The sequence below is a fragment of the Acidovorax radicis genome, from assembly GCF_020510705.1.
Classification (GTDB): domain Bacteria; phylum Pseudomonadota; class Gammaproteobacteria; order Burkholderiales; family Burkholderiaceae_C; genus Acidovorax; species Acidovorax radicis_A.
The window spans coordinates 221922-237147 of sequence record NZ_CP075184.1 but is presented as its reverse complement, the minus strand read 5'-3'; the positions used below and the strand labels follow the sequence as shown (position 1 = coordinate 237147).

Here is a 15226-nt window from a genome sequence, read left to right as displayed (position 1 = left end):
GCTATGGCAATGCGGCTTCGCGAGCTATAGTTTTGCCAAACTTTGTGCACGGTTACGTTGAAATTTCAATGCGCAATGCTTGGACCGCAAATATTGATTGCCATCAATTCTTGGCGAGCCAAAGAATATGCGGCAATTCTGCGGAACACAGATACCCACGATCATGGGGAAAGCGAACACATGAACTCTTCCGAGTACGCCAGTCACCCTCTTCGCAATTTGCTTGAGCGACTGACCGAATTACGAAAGTCGACGGAATTCACTGACCCTGATTTGCTAAGCAATGATGCGAGCGCAACCGCGCTTGAGACAACATTCGCTACTGTTGCAGTTGTCTGCTCAATGCTTGAAAGAACCCCAGCGCTACTGGTTAGCGAGTACGGGCTGACACAACTGCAGAACAGTTTCCAATCCATATTTAACGAGTTAACGCACTACCAATCTAATAGGAACCACGGGCACATCCAAAACGCGAAGGCTCAGATCGAACAGGTTGTGATGTCGCAGCTTTGGGCGTTCGGACCTATTCCGACAGCAGGAGACTTTGATCAATCCGATCTTGTTGAGGTAGTCAATCAAGCGACTCAGACTGCGCGGGATGCCGTACGGCAGTTAGTTGTGGAACGTGATAGCTTGCGTACGCGCCAAATGGATCTGACTCAGCAGGTGCTCAACGCAGAGGCCAAGTTGGAGAGCCTCAGCGAGACCGTCGCCAAGCAAAAAGCTGAAGCCGTGTCAGTAGTCGCTGTCGTACAGCAAATGTACGCAGAAAAGGAAGCAGAACGAGTCGCTGCATTTTCAACAATGCTGCAGGATCTTCGAGCTGACTTCTCCACCCTGCAAACTGACTCGGAGAAAACTCAGTCTGAGCGGCTCGATGCATTGCGGACAAGCCAAGAAGAAGCCGCGCGAATAGTTCAGGTGGTGGGCAATACCGGTATCACAGGGAACTACCAAAAGATTGCGAATGTGGAAGGGGCGCAGGCGGATATTTGGAGATGGATGACGATTGCGTTTTTTTCCGCAGGCATTGTTATAGCGGTAGCTACGTTCTGGAAATTTTGGCACGAGCCCTTCTCCCCCGAAACAGCATGGTCAGTTCTTATACGGCTTATGTACGCCATCGTCATTGCGACGCCTGCTTGGTATACAGCCAAGGAGTCAGCTAGACACCGCTCAAGCGCTGACCGCGCGCGACAAACAGAACTTGAGCTTGCGTCCCTTGGACCTTTCATCGAACTGATGCCCGACGATAGAAAACATCAAATACGCGAGGAACTAACCAAACGCTACTTTGGAAATCAACCGCCTGAGCACACCGCTGAGCCGCCAATAAGCATTCAGAAACTGAGTGACCTAGCCATCGAACTCATGAAAGCGGCGAAAAAATAATACCTCGGCCACGAGCTTACGTAGCCACCACAACTTCAGCTTCTGGCAATGCAGCCTGCCCCTCAACCACCCGCGCCAACAACGCCCCGCTGTACCGCCCAGCCAACTGAATCCACACCCGCACCGGATTCCCCTGCGCCACCTGAACGCTCTGGCCGAGCACGTCACGCATCTGCTCCAGCCGCACCGTGATATTCCCACTCGGGTGCACCACCTCAATCAGGTCGCCCACGGCAAAGTGGTTCTTGGTTTCCACCAACACCCAATCGCCTAACAGGCCCACATCGGCCTGCCCCTCGGCACCCAGCACCTCGCCCACATACTGGCTGCGCTGCGTTGCCGAGTGGCCGTTGATGTAGTTCTGGTAGTCGTTGCTGGGGCGGCGCTCCAGCAGGCCGCCGGTGTAGCCGCGGTTGGACAGGCCTTCCAGCTCAATCAGCAGCTCGGGGTTGAAGGGGCGGCCGGCCACGGCGTCGTCAATCGCGCGGCGGTAGACCTGGGCGGTGCGGGCCACGTAGTACAGGCTCTTGGTGCGGCCTTCGATCTTGAGCGAATCCACACCGATCTGCGTGAGGCGGGCCACGTGCTCCACCGCGCGCAGGTCCTTGCTGTTCATGATGTAGGTGCCGTGCTCGTCTTCCATGATGGGCATCATTTGCCCGGGGCGGCCGGCCTCTTCGATCAGGTAGACCTTGTCGGCCTTGGGGTGGCGCTCGCCGTTGCCGGTGGTCGATGCAAAGGCCTGCTCGGCCTTTTGCTGCGCGGCCTCGAAGTTGAAGTCGCCTTCCATCTTCTGCGCAATGGCTTCGCCGGTGGTGGGGTCGATGTCGGCGTCGTGCGTGGCGTAGTTCCAGCGGCAGGCGTTGGTGCAGGTGCCCTGATTGGGGTCGCGGTGGTTGAAGTAGCCGCTGAGCAAACAGCGGCCCGAGTACGCGATGCACAGCGCGCCGTGCACGAACACTTCCAGCTCCATATCAGGGCATTCCTGGCGGATCTTTTCGATCTCGTCCAGGCTCAGTTCGCGCGAGAGGATGATGCGCTCCACACCCATCTTTTGCCAGAACTTCACCGCCGCCCAGTTGGTGGTGTTGGCCTGCACTGAGAGGTGCACCACCTGCTCGGGCCACTTTTCCTTGACCATCATGATCAGGCCCGCGTCGGCCATGATGAGGGCGTCGGGTTGGCAGTCGATCACGGGCTCGATGTCGCGCAGGTAGGTGCGGATCTTGTCGTTGTGCGCAATCAGGTTGCTGGTCACAAAGAACTTCTTGCCGCGTGCGTGCGCCTCATCGATGCCTTGCTTGATCTGCTCCAGGCGGAACTCGTTGTTGCGCGCGCGCAAGGAGTAGCGCGGCTGGCCGGCGTACACGGCGTCGGCGCCAAAGTCGTAGGCGGCGCGCATCTTGTCAAGCGAGCCAGCGGGCAGCAGCAGTTCGGGGGCTTTGAGGATGGTCATGGGGTGGCCCAATCTAAAAATCGTCGGTGTCAGGTTCAGCGGGGCATGGCGGGCATCAGCGGCAAGCCCGCGAGCATGCCCACGGCCTGCGCGGGCAATTCTTCGGCGTCAAAGGCCTTGTCGCCATCGGCGTCGGCCACGCCGTTGGGTACCAACCCCTTGAAGTCGAACTGGCGCGGGTCCATGAAGTGCGAAGGCACCAGGTTGCGCAGCGCCACGGCCATGTTCTCGATGCGGCCAGGGTAGAGCTGCTGCCAGTCGCGCAGCATCTGGCCGATCTGCTTGCGCTGCAGGTTCTCCTGGCTGCCGCACAGGGAGCAGGGGATGATGGGGAAGTTGCGGATGTCGGCCCAGCGCGTGAGGTCGTCTTCGGCCACATAGGCCAGGGGGCGGATGATGAGGTGGTCGCCCCGGTCGCTTTGCACCTTGGGCGGCATGCCCTTGAGCTTGCCGCCAAAGAACATGTTGAGGAAGAACGTCTGCAGCATGTCGTCGCGGTGGTGGCCCAGGGCGATCTTGGTGGCACCCAGCTCGTCGGCCACACGGTAAAGGATGCCCCGGCGCAGGCGGCTGCACAGGCTGCACATGGTCTTGCCCTCGGGGATGTGCTCCTTGACGACGCTGTAGGTGTCCTGCGTTTCGATGTGGAAAGGCACACCCACCTTCGTCAAATACTCGGGCAACACATGGGCCGGAAAGCCGGGCTGCTTCTGGTCGAGGTTGACGGCGATCAGCTCAAAGCGGTTGCCGTTGCGCTGCTGCAGCATGCGCAGCACGTCGAGCAGGCCGTAGCTGTCTTTGCCGCCCGACACACACACCATCACCTTATCGCCGTCTTCAATCAGGCCAAAGTCGCCAATGGCCTGGGCCACCTGGCGCACCAGGCGCTTTTCGAGCTTGAGCGCGGCGTGGGCGGCGGCTTTGTCAGCGGCGGTGTCGTCGGCAGCAGGGGCCGTGTCAGCAGGCGAGATGGCGTGGTCGATCATGGTGGGCTGCCTGGGACGGCACAGGGTTGCCGCACATCAATGCAGCTTTATTGCTATTAATTAGATAGCTTGTAGCGCTTGACCATCAAGCGCTACAAGCCAATTTTCCTACAAACCATTCACTCACCGCGATTCCCCTCTCCTCGGATGCACGTTGCACGCCGCATCACGCTCGAAACTGGCGTGACCCAAGCCAGCGGCCACCGCGCAAGGGCCGCCCCGCCGCGCTAGTGGCGTCCCCCTTGGGGGAAGGCGCCGCAGGCGACTCAGGGGGGCCGCTACTCTAGGCTTCTGCGGGGTAAAACATCTTGCGCGTGGGCACGTTCTCCACCGCACGGGCGATGGCGCCGATGTGGTCGGGCGTGGTGCCGCAGCAGCCACCCAGAATGTTGACCAGCCCCTCGGCCGCGAACTCGTGCACCAGGCGGCTGGTGATCTCGGGGGTCTCGTCAAAGCCGGTGTCGCTCATCGGGTTGGGCAGGCCGGCATTGGGGTAGCAGCTGATGAACGTGTCCTCGGCCACACGGTTCAGCTCCTGAATGTAGGGGCGCATCAGCGTGGCGCCCAGGGCGCAGTTCAGGCCAATGGCCAGGGGGCGCGAGTGGCGCACGCTGTGCCAGAAGGCAGTCACGGTCTGGCCGCTCAGGATGCGGCCCGAGGCGTCAGTGACGGTGCCGCTGATGATGAGCGGCAGGCGCTGGCCGCTGTTCTCAAAGAATTCATCGATGGCGAACAGCGCGGCCTTGGCGTTCAAGGTGTCGAAGATGGTCTCGACCAGCAGCACGTCGGCCCCACCTTCGACCAGCGCTTCGGTCTGCTCGTAGTAGGCAGCGCGCAGGGTTTCAAAGTCGATGTTGCGGGCGCCGGGGTCGTTCACGTCGGGGCTGATGCTGGCCGTCTTGGGCGTGGGGCCCAGGGCGCCGGCCACAAAGCGGGGCTTGTCGGGCGTGCTGTATTTGTCGCAGGCGGCGCGTGCCAGCTGGGCCGATTTGAGGTTCATCTCGCGCGCCAGGTGGGCCATCTTGTAGTCCTCCTGCGCGATGGTGGTGGCGCCGAAGGTGTTGGTCTCGATGAGGTCGGCGCCTGCGGCCAGATACCGCTCGTGGATGTCACGGATCACATCGGGCCGCGTGATGCTGAGCAGCTCGTTGTTGCCCTTCACGTCGCGCGGAAAGTCCTTGAACCGGTCGCCCGCGCCATCGGGCCCGGTGTAGCCCTCGCCCCGGTACTGCGCCTCGCCCAGCTTGAAGCGCTGGATCATGGTGCCCGTGGCGCCGTCGAGGATGACGATGCGTTGGGCGAGGATGTCGGGCAATTGCGCGGCGCGGGTGTAGTGGAGGGCTTGCATAGCCCGCTATTGTAAGAAGCCGGGCTGCGCGGGCCGCTGGGCCGGTGCCCGATCAGGGCCAGCCAACGGATGACCCACAGCGACAAGGTGTACGGCGACCGCTGGTTGGCCCGCCGCGAGCGCAAGCCCTTAGCCACCATGGGTTTGCCACGGTTTGCCCCCGTTTGCCGCAACCCACGCGCGGCGCCAATGGCCCCTAGCCCTGGTCCCTGCGAGAGCCCATGGACCAAGCGCCGACTGACGCGCCCCGTCAGACCAACGCTGGGGCGCGACAGGCCGCTCGCCCCCCAGCGCCGCCCTGCTTTGTGGGCACAAAAGTGGGGCTTTTCCAAAGGCAAAGCGATTCGCTCCCAAACCCTAGGTACACATCGCGGCAGGCTTGGCTATGGTGGCTTCCATGCACCAAGACATTGAACAGCTGCTGGCGCAGCCCTTCGGATCGCTGCCCGAACTGATTGCGCAGCAAGCCGTGCACCGCCCGCACCACACCGCCCTGGTCCTAGACGGGCGCAGCCTCGACTTCACCGCCTTGTGCACCGGCATGGACCGCGTGGCCACCAGCCTGCAGCAGGGCGGCCTGCGGCCCGGCGACGTGGTGGCCCTCTGCGCCGGGACCTCCATCGAATATGTGCTGGCTTACCTGGGCGCTTTGCGCGCTGGCGTGGCCGTGGCACCGCTGGCGCCATCGGCCACGGCCGAGCACCTGAGCGCCATGCTGGACAACTGCGGCGCGCGCCTGGTGCTGCGTGACCGCGAGGTGGCCGCGCAATGGCCGCTGCACGCGGGCGCCGCACTGCGCTGCGTGGCGCTGGACGATGCGCCCGAGGCGGGCGAGCCCTGGTCTCTGTGGCTGGCCCCCGGGAATGCGGCGCCCGCACCCATAGCCCCCGCGCCCGACTGGCCGTTCAACGTGATCTATTCCTCGGGCACCACGGGCGTGCCCAAGGGCATCGTGCAATCCTGGGCCATGCGCTGGGCCCATGTGCGTCGCGCCGTCATCAATGGCTACGGGCCCGATGCCGTCTCGCTGTGTGCCACGCCACTGTATTCCAACACCACGCTGGTGGCGGCGCTGCCCACACTGGCGCTGGGCGGCACGCTGGTGCTGATGCGCAAGTTCGACGCCGCGCGCTACCTGGCGCTGGCCGAGCAGCACGGCGCCACCCACACCATGCTGGTGCCCGTGCAGTACCAGCGCCTCATGGCCTGCCCGGATTTCAACCGCACCGACTTGAGCCGGCTGCAGCACAAGTTCTGCACCAGCGCGCCTTTCAGCGCCACGCTCAAGGCCGAGGTGCTGCGGCGCTGGCCCGGCCGGCTCATCGAGTACTACGGCATGACCGAGGGCGGCGTGCGCTGCGAGCTGCACTGCCATGACCATCCGACCAAGCTGCACACCGTGGGCCGCCCCGGTGAGGGCGCCGACATCCGCTTCATCGACGAGCAGGGGCGCGAGTTGCCGCTGGGCGAGCAGGGCGAAATCGTCGGCCGCTCGGCCGGCATGATGAGTGGCTACTACCGCCTGCCCGACAAGACGCGCGAGGCCGAGTGGTTTGACGCAGAAGGCCGGCGCTACATCCGCAGCGGCGACGTGGGACGGCTGGATGCGGACGGCTTCATCGTGCTCGGCGACCGCAAGAAGGACATGATCATCACGGGCGGCTTCAACGTCTACCCAAGCGATATCGAGAGCGTGCTGTGCCAGCACCCGCAAGTGGCTGAGTGCGCCGTGGTGGGCGTGCCTTCCGAGCAGTGGGGTGAGACCCCCGTCGCCTATGTGGTGCCGCTGGCGGGCACGCAGCCCACGGCCGCAGAGCTGCGCGACTGGCTCAACGCCCGCGTGGGCAAGACCCAGCGCGTGGCCGACTTGCAACTGACCGAACGCCTGCCGCGCAGCGAGATCGGCAAGGTGCTCAAACGCACGCTGCGCGAGCAGTACCTGCAGACCACCCCCGTGAACGACTGACTTTTTCCCCACCCCGATCAGGAGACCGCCATGCCCATGCCCCACTCCACCCGGCGGCGCCGCGCCGTGCTTGCCACCCTGACGCTGAGCGCCACCGCCCTGCTGGCGCCCGCAGCCCAGGCCGCAGACCCCTGGCCCGCCAAGCCCATACAGCTGGTGATTCCCTACCCACCCGGCGGCAGCGCCGACCTGCTGGGCCGGCCGCTGGCCATGCAGCTGCAGCAGCAGCTGGGGCAGACCGTGGTGCTGGAATACAAGCCCGGCGCGGGCGGCACGCTGGCCTCGCAGTATGTGGCGCGGGCCAAGCCCGATGGCTACACCGTGCTCATGGTGCTGGCCGCGCATGCCATCAATGACAGCCTTTACCCCAAGCTGCCTTACGACACGCGCAAGGACTTCGCGCCCGTGTCGTTGGTGGCCAACCTGCCCATGGTGGTGGCGGCCAGCGGCAAGCTGCCTGCCCGGAACATGCAGGAACTGATCCAGGCGGCGAAGGCAGCGCCGGGCAAGCTCACCTTTGGCTCGGCCGGCAACGGCAACACCGGGCACCTGGCCGCCGAGTATTTCAGCAGCATCGCGGGGGTCAAGATGACGCATGTGCCCTACAAGGGCAGCGCTGGCGTGGTCAATGCCATGCTGGCTGGCGACATCGACCTCACGTTCGACAGCATTTCCACCTCCATGCCACACATCCGTGGCGGGCGCATGCATGCGCTGGCCGCCACCAGCCCGCAGCGCTCGGCCCTGGCGCCCGAAGTGGCGACGGTGCAGGAGCAGGGCATCGCCGGCTTCGACGTGACCGGCTGGTATGCGCTGATCGCACCGGCCGGCACGCCGCCGGAGATCACCCAGCGCCTGAGCCGCGAAATCGCCACCGCACTGCGCCAGCCCCAGCTGCAGGCGCAGATGGCCGCTGGCGGCTACGAACCCGTGGGCTCCACGCCCGAAGCGCTGCAGGCGCATATCGAGCGTGAGATCACACGCTGGGCCGCCGTGGTCAAGTCCACGGGCGCAAAAGTGGATTGACCCCCCTGAGCCGCTATGCGGCGAGGCGGCCCTTGCGCGACTGCCCGCCGCCTGGGCCGTGCCGTGCGGGCCCGCCATGAACAACTGACAATCCACGCCATGCAGCACCCGTCCACCGATCACGACAACATCCCCGCCAGCCCCTTCGTCGGCGAAGCCCCCGACATGTTCTTCGGCTTGCCCATGGCCATGGCCCGCGCCATGGCGCTGCGCGGCGAGCGCATCGGCAACGACATGGCCCAGGTGCGCATGGGCTTCCAGGCGGACCAAGCCAACAGCCGTGGCGAGGTCCACGGCGGCTCGATTGCCACGCTGCTGGACTGCACCTTGGCTGCGGCCGCACGTGCGCACGACCCGGCCGCGTATGGGGTGGCCACCATCGACCTGACGCTGCACTACGTCGCAGCGGGCACAGGGGATTTGATTGCCACCGCGCGTTGCGAGCGGCGCGGGCGCTCCATCAGCTTCGTGCGCGGCGAGGTGCGTGCCGAGGACGGCACCCTGGTGGCCCTGGCCACCGGCAGCTTCAAGCTGATGGCACGCCAGCCAGCCCCTGCAAGGGCGTAGGCGCCGCCACTTCGCTCTTGGCGTTGTGCCTTCGCGCGCACTGCAGCGTACAGCGCGCTAAGCCGTGGGCCACGCTGCGACAGCGCTTGGCAACGCATGCGAAACGTCAGCCCTGCATCCGTCCAATGGCCGGCAGACCGCGCCGGTGGATGCCCCGGAGCGGACCTCAACCGGCCTGTGGCAGCCTCCCTTTGAGGGGAGGCACCACAGACGATTCGGAATGCTTTAGCTGGGCTGCACGCCTGCGGCCTGCAGCAAGCGGCCCCAGATGGGGCCTTCCTGAGCCCATAGCTTGGCAAAGCCCTGCGGCGTGTCGTCATCTACCGGCACAAAGCCCGCGGCAATGATCCGGGCCGTGCCCTCACGGCTGGCCACGGCCTCGTTGGCGGCTTCAGCCCATTGGCGAGCCACCTCGGCCGGCATGTTCTTGGGGCCGGCGATGGCCAGCCAGCCCACGATGGACAGCGCATCGTGCTTGTATCCGGCTTCGATGAAGGTGGGAACATCCGGCAACAGGGGAACACGGCGAGGGCCGGTGACGGCCAGGGCGCGCAGCTTGCCCGCGTCGATATGGGGCTTGAGGTTGACCATGCTGCCCATGCCGATCTGGATCTGCCCGCCCAACAGGTCTTGCACCATGGGCGCTTCGCCCTTGTAAGCCACATGGGTCATGCCAGCGCTGGCCACCTCGCTGAGCGTGGTGCAGGCCAGCTGACCATGCGAGCCGATGCCGTAAGAGCCGTAGGACAGCTTGCCCTTATGGGCCTGTATCCAGGCCATGAACTCCTGCAGGTTCTGCGCGGGCGTGTCGGCCGCGACCACCAGGGCAATCGGTGCCAGGCACACGCGCACCAGCGGAGTCAGGTCGGTCAGCGGGTCGTAGGGCGTCTTTTTGTACAGGTACTTGTTGGTCAGCATCGACGAGGTGGTGCCCAGCAGCGCCGTCATGCCGTCGGGCGGGGACTTGGCCACCGCATCGCCAGCGATCAGGCCGGCCGCACCCGGTTTGCTATCCACCACGACCGGTTGGCCGAAGCGCTGCGCCATGCGCTCGCCCAGCACGCGCGCAATGACGTCGGTGGCACCGCCGGCAGCAAAGGGCACCACCACCCGCACCGGGCGGGTGGCGAAGCGGGCCTGCGCCTGCGCGTGGAGCGGACCAATGGCGGCTGCGCTGGCCGCTACCGCCAGCAGCTGGCGCCGGCTCCATCCAAGGGGGTGGGCTTCGTGGGTCATCGTGCTTTTCCCTGCATGGGGTGGTGGGGTGGTCGGGGCTCAGTCCATCGAGATCTTGGCCGCCTCGGCCACGCTCTTCCAATGCGCGGCATCCTTGTCGATCTGGGCCTTGAACTCGTCGGGCAGCGAGCCCACGGCAATCAGGCCCATCTCGGTCAGGCGCTTGTTCAGCTCGGGGGTCTTGACTATTGAACTCACCTCGGCGCCCAGCTTGTCCACGATGGCCTTGGGCGCCGTGGCGGGCAGGAACATGCCGAACCAGCCATTGGCCTCCAGGCCCGGGTAGCCCGCCTCGGTCATGGTGGGCACCTGCGGCAGGGCCGGATGGCGCTGGGCGCCGGTCACGGCCAGGATGTTGATCTTGTCGGACTTGATGTGCGGGTAGGCGGCCGTGGCATCGACGAAGGCCAGCGTCAGCTGCCCGCCCAGCATGGCTGCCATCTCGGGCCCCGAGCCCTGGTAGGGGATGTGGGTGATGTCGATGCCGGCCTTTTGCTTGAAGCGCTCGCCGTTCATGTGCGACGAGGTGGCGTTGCCATAGGTGCCGTAGTTGAACGTGCCGGGCGCGGCCTTGGCCTTCTGAACGAACTGCTCGAGCGTGGTCACGCCCGAGCTGCGCGGCACCATCAGCAGGTCCGCCGACTTGGCCACCTGCGACACCGGGGCCAGGTCGCTGAGCTTGTAGGGCACCTTCTTGTACAGCGCCGGGATCTGCACCACGGTGGTGATGCCCATGAGCACGGTGTAGCCGTCGCCCGGCGCCTTGGCCACGGTGTCGTTGCCCAGTATGCCGCTGGCGCCGGGCTTGTTCTCCACCACCACCGCCTGGCCCCACCGCTGGGTGAGTTGCGTGCCAATCAGGCGGGCAATGATGTCGGTGCCACCGCCGGCCGGGTAAGGCACGATGAGCCGGATGGGTTTGCTGGGGTATTGGTCCTGCGCCTGTGCGCCGCTGACGCCGCAGGCAGCGGCCAGTGCGATCAGGGGTAGCCAGTGGCCCAGGGTCTTGCGCCGGGTGAATGCCATGGTGATGTCTCCTTGAAGGTTGTGTAGGGAACGGATGGCTCGGGCTACAGCGTGCGGGCGATGATTTCCTTCATGATCTCGTCGCTACCGCCGTAGATTCGTCCGATGCGCGCATCGGTCCAGGCGCGGCCCACCTGGTATTCGGTCATGTAGCCGTAGCCGCCATGCAGCTGCAAAAACTCGTCGAGCAGGCAGTTTTGCAGCGCCGTGGCATTGAGCTTGACCATGGCGGCGCGCTCGGGCGTGAGCGCGCGCTGGAGGTGCAGCGCGATGCAGTCGTCCACAAACACACGCAGCATGGTGGCCTGGGCCTTGGCCTCGGCGAGCTTGAAGCGCGTGTTCTGGAACTCGAACACCGTCTGGCCAAAGGCCTTGCGCTCGCGGGTGTAGTCCACGGTCTTTTGCAGGAAGGTCTCGATGCACATGGCCGCGCGCACTGCCACCACCAGGCGCTCCTGTGCCAGCTCGTGCATCAGGTACTTGAAGCCCATGTTCTCTTCGCCCAGGCGGTTGTCCACCGGCACCTGGACGTTGTCGAAGAACAGCTCGGAGGTGTCCTGCGCCATGAGGCCGATCTTCTCGAGCTTGCGGCCCTTGCTGAAGCCAGGTGTGCCCTCCTCCACCACGATCAGCGACACGCCCTTGGCGCCCAGCTCGGGTGCGGTCTTGGCCACCACGATGACGAGCTCGCAATTGATGCCGTTGGTGATGAAGGTCTTGCTGCCGTTGAGGACGTAGTGGTCGCCCCCGCTGCTCTTGACCAACGTGGCCGTGGTGCGCACCGACTTCAGATCGCTGCCCGCGCCGGGCTCGGTCATGGCGATGGCGCCGATCAGCTCGCCCGCTGCCATCTTGGGCAGCCAGCGGTCCTTTTGCGCCGTGCTGCCATAGGTGTTGATATAGGGCGCGACGATGTCCGAGTGCAGCGGAAACCCCAGGCCGGTGGCCCCCGTGCGGCCCACTTCCTCGATCAGCACGGCCGCGTGGCCGAAGTCGCCGCCGCCGCCATAGGGCTCGGGCAGCATGGTGTTGAGCAGGCCCTCGCGGCCGGCCTTGCGCCACACCTCCTTGGGCACGATGCCCTGGCGCTCCCACTCGGCATGAAAGGGCACGACTTCCTTGTCGAAGAAGCGCCGCACCTGCTCGCGGAAATGCTCGTGGTCTTCGCGGTAGACGGTGCGCTGGATCAGGTCTTGCATGGTCAGTGTCTCAAGAAATAAAGGTCAAATATGGCTCTGGCGCTTACCTGTAAATCGCTGACAGCTATGGTTTCAGGAGTCACGCAGGGCAAACCCCGCCTGCGGCTCGTCGCGAAAGCGATCCTTGAGCGCGCGGCGCAGCAGCTTGCCGGTCTCCAGGCGCGGCAGGGCGTCGACGAACACCATGCGCTGGGGCAGCTTCATGCGCGCCAGCACTTCGGCGGCCTGGGCGGCGATGGCGCGGGCCGTTGCGAGAGAGCCGTCCGCCCCCAGGCGCAGCACCACAGCCGCCAGGGGCTGCTCGCCAAAGTCGGGGTGGGGCACGCCCACCACGGCCACCTCCTGCACGTCGGGGTGGCGCATCAGTGCGTTCTCGATCTCCTGCGGGTACAGGTTGACGCCGCCCGAGAGGATCAGGTCGGCCCGGCGGTCGCTCAAATACAGATAGCCCTCGGCGTCCACATGGCCGATGTCGCCGTAGGTGATCCAGCCGCGCTCGTTGATGGCCTGGCGGGTCTTCTCGGGGTCGTTGAGGTAGCTGAACTGGCCGCCGCCCGAGAAGTACACCTGGCCGATCTCTCCCACGGGCAGCTCCTGCCCGGCGTCGTCCACGATGTGCAGCTGGCCCGTGGTGGGCCGGCCCACCGAGCCGGGGCGCAAGCGCCATTCCTGCGACGAAATCATCGTGGTGCCGCAGCCCTCGGAGCCCGCGTAGTACTCCATCAGGATGTCGCCCCACCAGTCGAGCATGGCGTGCTTGACATGAACGGGGCACGGTGCGGCGGCATGGATGGCCACGCGGTGGTTGGACAGGTCGTAGCGCCGCCGCACCTCCTCGGGCAGCTTGAGCATGCGGCCGAACATGGTGGGCACCCACTGGCTGTGGGTGACGTGGTGGCGCTCGATGAGGCCCAGGGCGGTTTCGGCGTCAAAGCGCTCCATGATCACGGCCTGCCCCCCCAGCTCCAGCACGCGCAGCGTGTAGCGCAGCGGCGCCGCGTGGTACAGCGGCGCGGGCGACAGATACACGGTGTGCTCGTCCATGCCCATGAGGCGGCCCGTGCCCAGCGCCTCGGGGTCGGTCTGGCCGCGCAGGTGGCTGGGCTGCAGGGGCTTGAGCACACCCTTGGGCCGGCCCGTGGTGCCCGATGAATACAGCAGGTCACGCCCCAACGGGCGGTCTGCAAAGTCGGCCGGCAGGCCCTGCAGGGCCTGCAGCGCGGCCTGCAGCGACTGGGCCTGCGGTGTGGCGTCGTCCACGGTCCAGCATGGCAAGGGGTGGGCCGCCTGCGACTCCGCCAGCTGGGGCAAGGTCTTGTGCGATGCCACCACCAGCCGCGCACCGCAGTCCTGCACGATGTAGGCCACCTCGGCCGGCATCAGGTGGGTGCTGAGCACGGCGGCATATAGGCCCGCCCGCCGGGCCGCCAGGGCCAGCGCCAGGATCTCGACGCGGTTTTCCAGCACCACCGCGAAGCGCTCGCCCGCCTGCAGCCCCTGGGCATGGAGCCACTGCGCCATCTGCAAGGCGCTGCGCGCCACTTCGCCAGCGGTGTAGTGCGTGCCGGTTTCGGCCATGACCAGTACCACCCGCTCGGGAGCCGTCGCCGCGCGGCCGAAAAAGTCCTGCATACCTGTCACCTGTTGCTCCCTGGCAAGACGCCGTGGTGGAGAAGTCCACCCAAAAGCAAAATGCCTGTCTCACAAAACCGATGTGTTGGCGGATTTTTTCAGGCTGACACGCTAAAAAATACCGGGTAAACACGGCCTTTAACACAAACTAACGCGGGCAAAATCATTTTTAATGGATCATTAGTCTCATAAACACATGGAGTGAGTATGAATATTCCTGTCATCGTCGATGCCATCCGCAGCCCCATGGCCCGGGCCAAGCCCGATGGCGCACTGGCCGAGGTCCATCCCGTGGACCTGCTCTCGCAGGTGCTGGAGCAACTGGTGGCCCGCAACAAGCTCGACCCCGGCACCGCGGACGACGTGATCTGCGGCTGCGTCAGCCAGGCGGGCGAGCAGGCAGGCACGCCCGGGCGCCTGGCCTGGCTGGCCGCCGGTCTGCCCGCGCATGTGCCTTCCACCACCATCGACCGCAAATGCGGCTCCAGCCAGCAGGCCGTGCACTTTGCGGCCCAGGCCATCATGGCGGGCACGCAGGACATCGTGATCGCCTGCGGCGTGGAGTCGATGAGCCGCGTACCCATGGGCAGCTCGCGCATGGGCAAGAACACCACCGGCCCGCGCTTCGATGCGCGCTTCGCCCCCGGCCTGGTGGGCCAGGGCGTTTCGGCCGACCTGGTGGCCGCCCAATGGGGCCTTTCGCGCGCCGATCTGGACGCCTATGCCGTGCGCTCGCACCAGCGCGCCCATGCCGCGCAGTCGGGCGGCGGCTTTGCACGCGAGATCGTGGGCATAGCCACCCCGGCCGGCCGCGTGACGCAGGATGAGACGATCCGCGCCGGCACCACGGTGGAAAAGCTCGCGGGCCTGAAGGCCGTGTTCGAGAGCGAGGAGCTGTCCGCGCGCTTCCCGCAGATCCAGTGGGCCACCACGGCCGGCAACGCCTCGCAGATGACCGACGGCGCCAGCGCCATGCTCATCATGAGCGAGCAGCGTGCCCAGCAGCTGGGCCTGCGCCCGCGTGCGCGCTTCGTGGCCTTCGACGTGGTGGGCGACGACCCGCTGTACATGCTCACCGCCCCCATCCCAGCCACGCAACGCGCGCTGGCCAAGGCCAGGATGAAGCTGGACGACATCCACCACTACGAGATCAACGAGGCCTTTGCCTCGGTGCCTCTGGCCTGGCAAAAGGAGCTCAAGGCCGACGGCGAGCGCCTGAACCCGCGCGGCGGCGCCATTGCCCTGGGCCACCCGCTGGGCGCCTCGGGCATCCGCCTCATGACCACCATGCTGCACGCCCTGGAAGACAGCGGCCAGCGCTACGGCCTGCAGTCCATGTGCGAAGCCGGCGGCATGGCCAACGCCACCATCATCGAACGCCTGTAACTATCA

At 65.5% G+C, this 15226-nt stretch carries 12 protein-coding genes; 5 read left to right on the top strand and 7 right to left on the bottom strand.

Annotated features, from left to right (window positions below; genetic code table 11):
• The first annotated feature begins 180 nt into the window (after positions 1 to 180).
• On the top strand, positions 181 to 1392 hold the full coding sequence (locus KI609_RS01030) for a hypothetical protein (protein ID WP_226446250.1): 1212 nt from the start codon (positions 181 to 183) through the stop codon (positions 1390 to 1392).
• Between the two features lie 16 nt (positions 1393 to 1408).
• Here KI609_RS01030 and yegQ read toward each other — a convergent pair whose 3' ends face one another.
• The 3 genes from yegQ to KI609_RS01015 form a co-directional block, all read right to left on the bottom strand.
• The gene (gene yegQ / locus KI609_RS01025; protein ID WP_226446247.1) at positions 1409 to 2848 is read right to left on the bottom strand and encodes a tRNA 5-hydroxyuridine modification protein YegQ; all 1440 of its coding nucleotides are present in this window, start codon (positions 2846 to 2848) and stop codon (positions 1409 to 1411) included.
• Between the two features lie 35 nt (positions 2849 to 2883).
• Positions 2884 to 3834 (bottom strand): tRNA 2-thiocytidine(32) synthetase TtcA, encoded by a 951-nt coding sequence (gene ttcA / locus KI609_RS01020; RefSeq protein WP_226446246.1) that lies wholly within the window; start codon positions 3832 to 3834, stop codon positions 2884 to 2886.
• A 283-nt stretch (positions 3835 to 4117) separates the two neighbouring features.
• Positions 4118 to 5182 carry a homocysteine S-methyltransferase family protein gene (locus tag KI609_RS01015; protein WP_226446245.1) on the bottom strand — a complete coding sequence of 355 codons (1065 nt, stop codon included), beginning with the start codon at positions 5180 to 5182 and terminating at the stop codon, positions 4118 to 4120.
• Positions 5183 to 5579: 397 nt separating this feature from the next.
• On the opposite strand from KI609_RS01015, the gene KI609_RS01010 reads away from it, so the two are divergent.
• The 3 genes from KI609_RS01010 to KI609_RS01000 all read left to right on the top strand — a co-directional run bounded on the left by KI609_RS01010 (position 5580) and on the right by KI609_RS01000 (position 8741).
• The gene (locus tag KI609_RS01010; protein WP_226446241.1) at positions 5580 to 7148 is read left to right on the top strand and encodes a class I adenylate-forming enzyme family protein; all 1569 of its coding nucleotides are present in this window, start codon (positions 5580 to 5582) and stop codon (positions 7146 to 7148) included.
• A gap of 30 nt (positions 7149 to 7178) precedes the next feature.
• Positions 7179 to 8174: a tripartite tricarboxylate transporter substrate binding protein gene (locus KI609_RS01005; RefSeq protein ID WP_226446240.1), complete on the top strand. Its 996-nt coding sequence runs from the start codon at positions 7179 to 7181 to the stop codon at positions 8172 to 8174.
• Positions 8175 to 8273: 99 nt separating this feature from the next.
• A complete protein-coding gene (locus KI609_RS01000; RefSeq protein ID WP_226446237.1) occupies positions 8274 to 8741 on the top strand; it encodes a PaaI family thioesterase in 468 nt (155 codons plus the stop codon).
• 225 nt (positions 8742 to 8966) lie between these two features.
• Here KI609_RS01000 and KI609_RS00995 read toward each other — a convergent pair whose 3' ends face one another.
• The 4 genes from KI609_RS00995 to KI609_RS00980 form a co-directional block, all read right to left on the bottom strand.
• Positions 8967 to 9977 (bottom strand): Bug family tripartite tricarboxylate transporter substrate binding protein, encoded by a 1011-nt coding sequence (locus KI609_RS00995; protein WP_226446234.1) that lies wholly within the window; start codon positions 9975 to 9977, stop codon positions 8967 to 8969.
• A 39-nt stretch (positions 9978 to 10016) separates the two neighbouring features.
• On the bottom strand, positions 10017 to 11003 hold the full coding sequence (locus tag KI609_RS00990) for a Bug family tripartite tricarboxylate transporter substrate binding protein (RefSeq protein WP_226446233.1): 987 nt from the start codon (positions 11001 to 11003) through the stop codon (positions 10017 to 10019).
• A 44-nt stretch (positions 11004 to 11047) separates the two neighbouring features.
• The gene (locus tag KI609_RS00985) at positions 11048 to 12202 is read right to left on the bottom strand and encodes an acyl-CoA dehydrogenase family protein (RefSeq protein WP_226446231.1); all 1155 of its coding nucleotides are present in this window, start codon (positions 12200 to 12202) and stop codon (positions 11048 to 11050) included.
• Positions 12203 to 12274: 72 nt separating this feature from the next.
• Positions 12275 to 13834 carry an AMP-binding protein gene (locus KI609_RS00980; protein ID WP_226446229.1) on the bottom strand — a complete coding sequence of 520 codons (1560 nt, stop codon included), beginning with the start codon at positions 13832 to 13834 and terminating at the stop codon, positions 12275 to 12277.
• Between the two features lie 207 nt (positions 13835 to 14041).
• On the opposite strand from KI609_RS00980, the gene KI609_RS00975 reads away from it, so the two are divergent.
• Positions 14042 to 15220, top strand: a complete 1179-nt coding sequence (locus tag KI609_RS00975) for a thiolase family protein (RefSeq protein WP_226446227.1) — start codon at positions 14042 to 14044, stop codon at positions 15218 to 15220.
• Positions 15221 to 15226 lie beyond the last annotated feature (6 nt).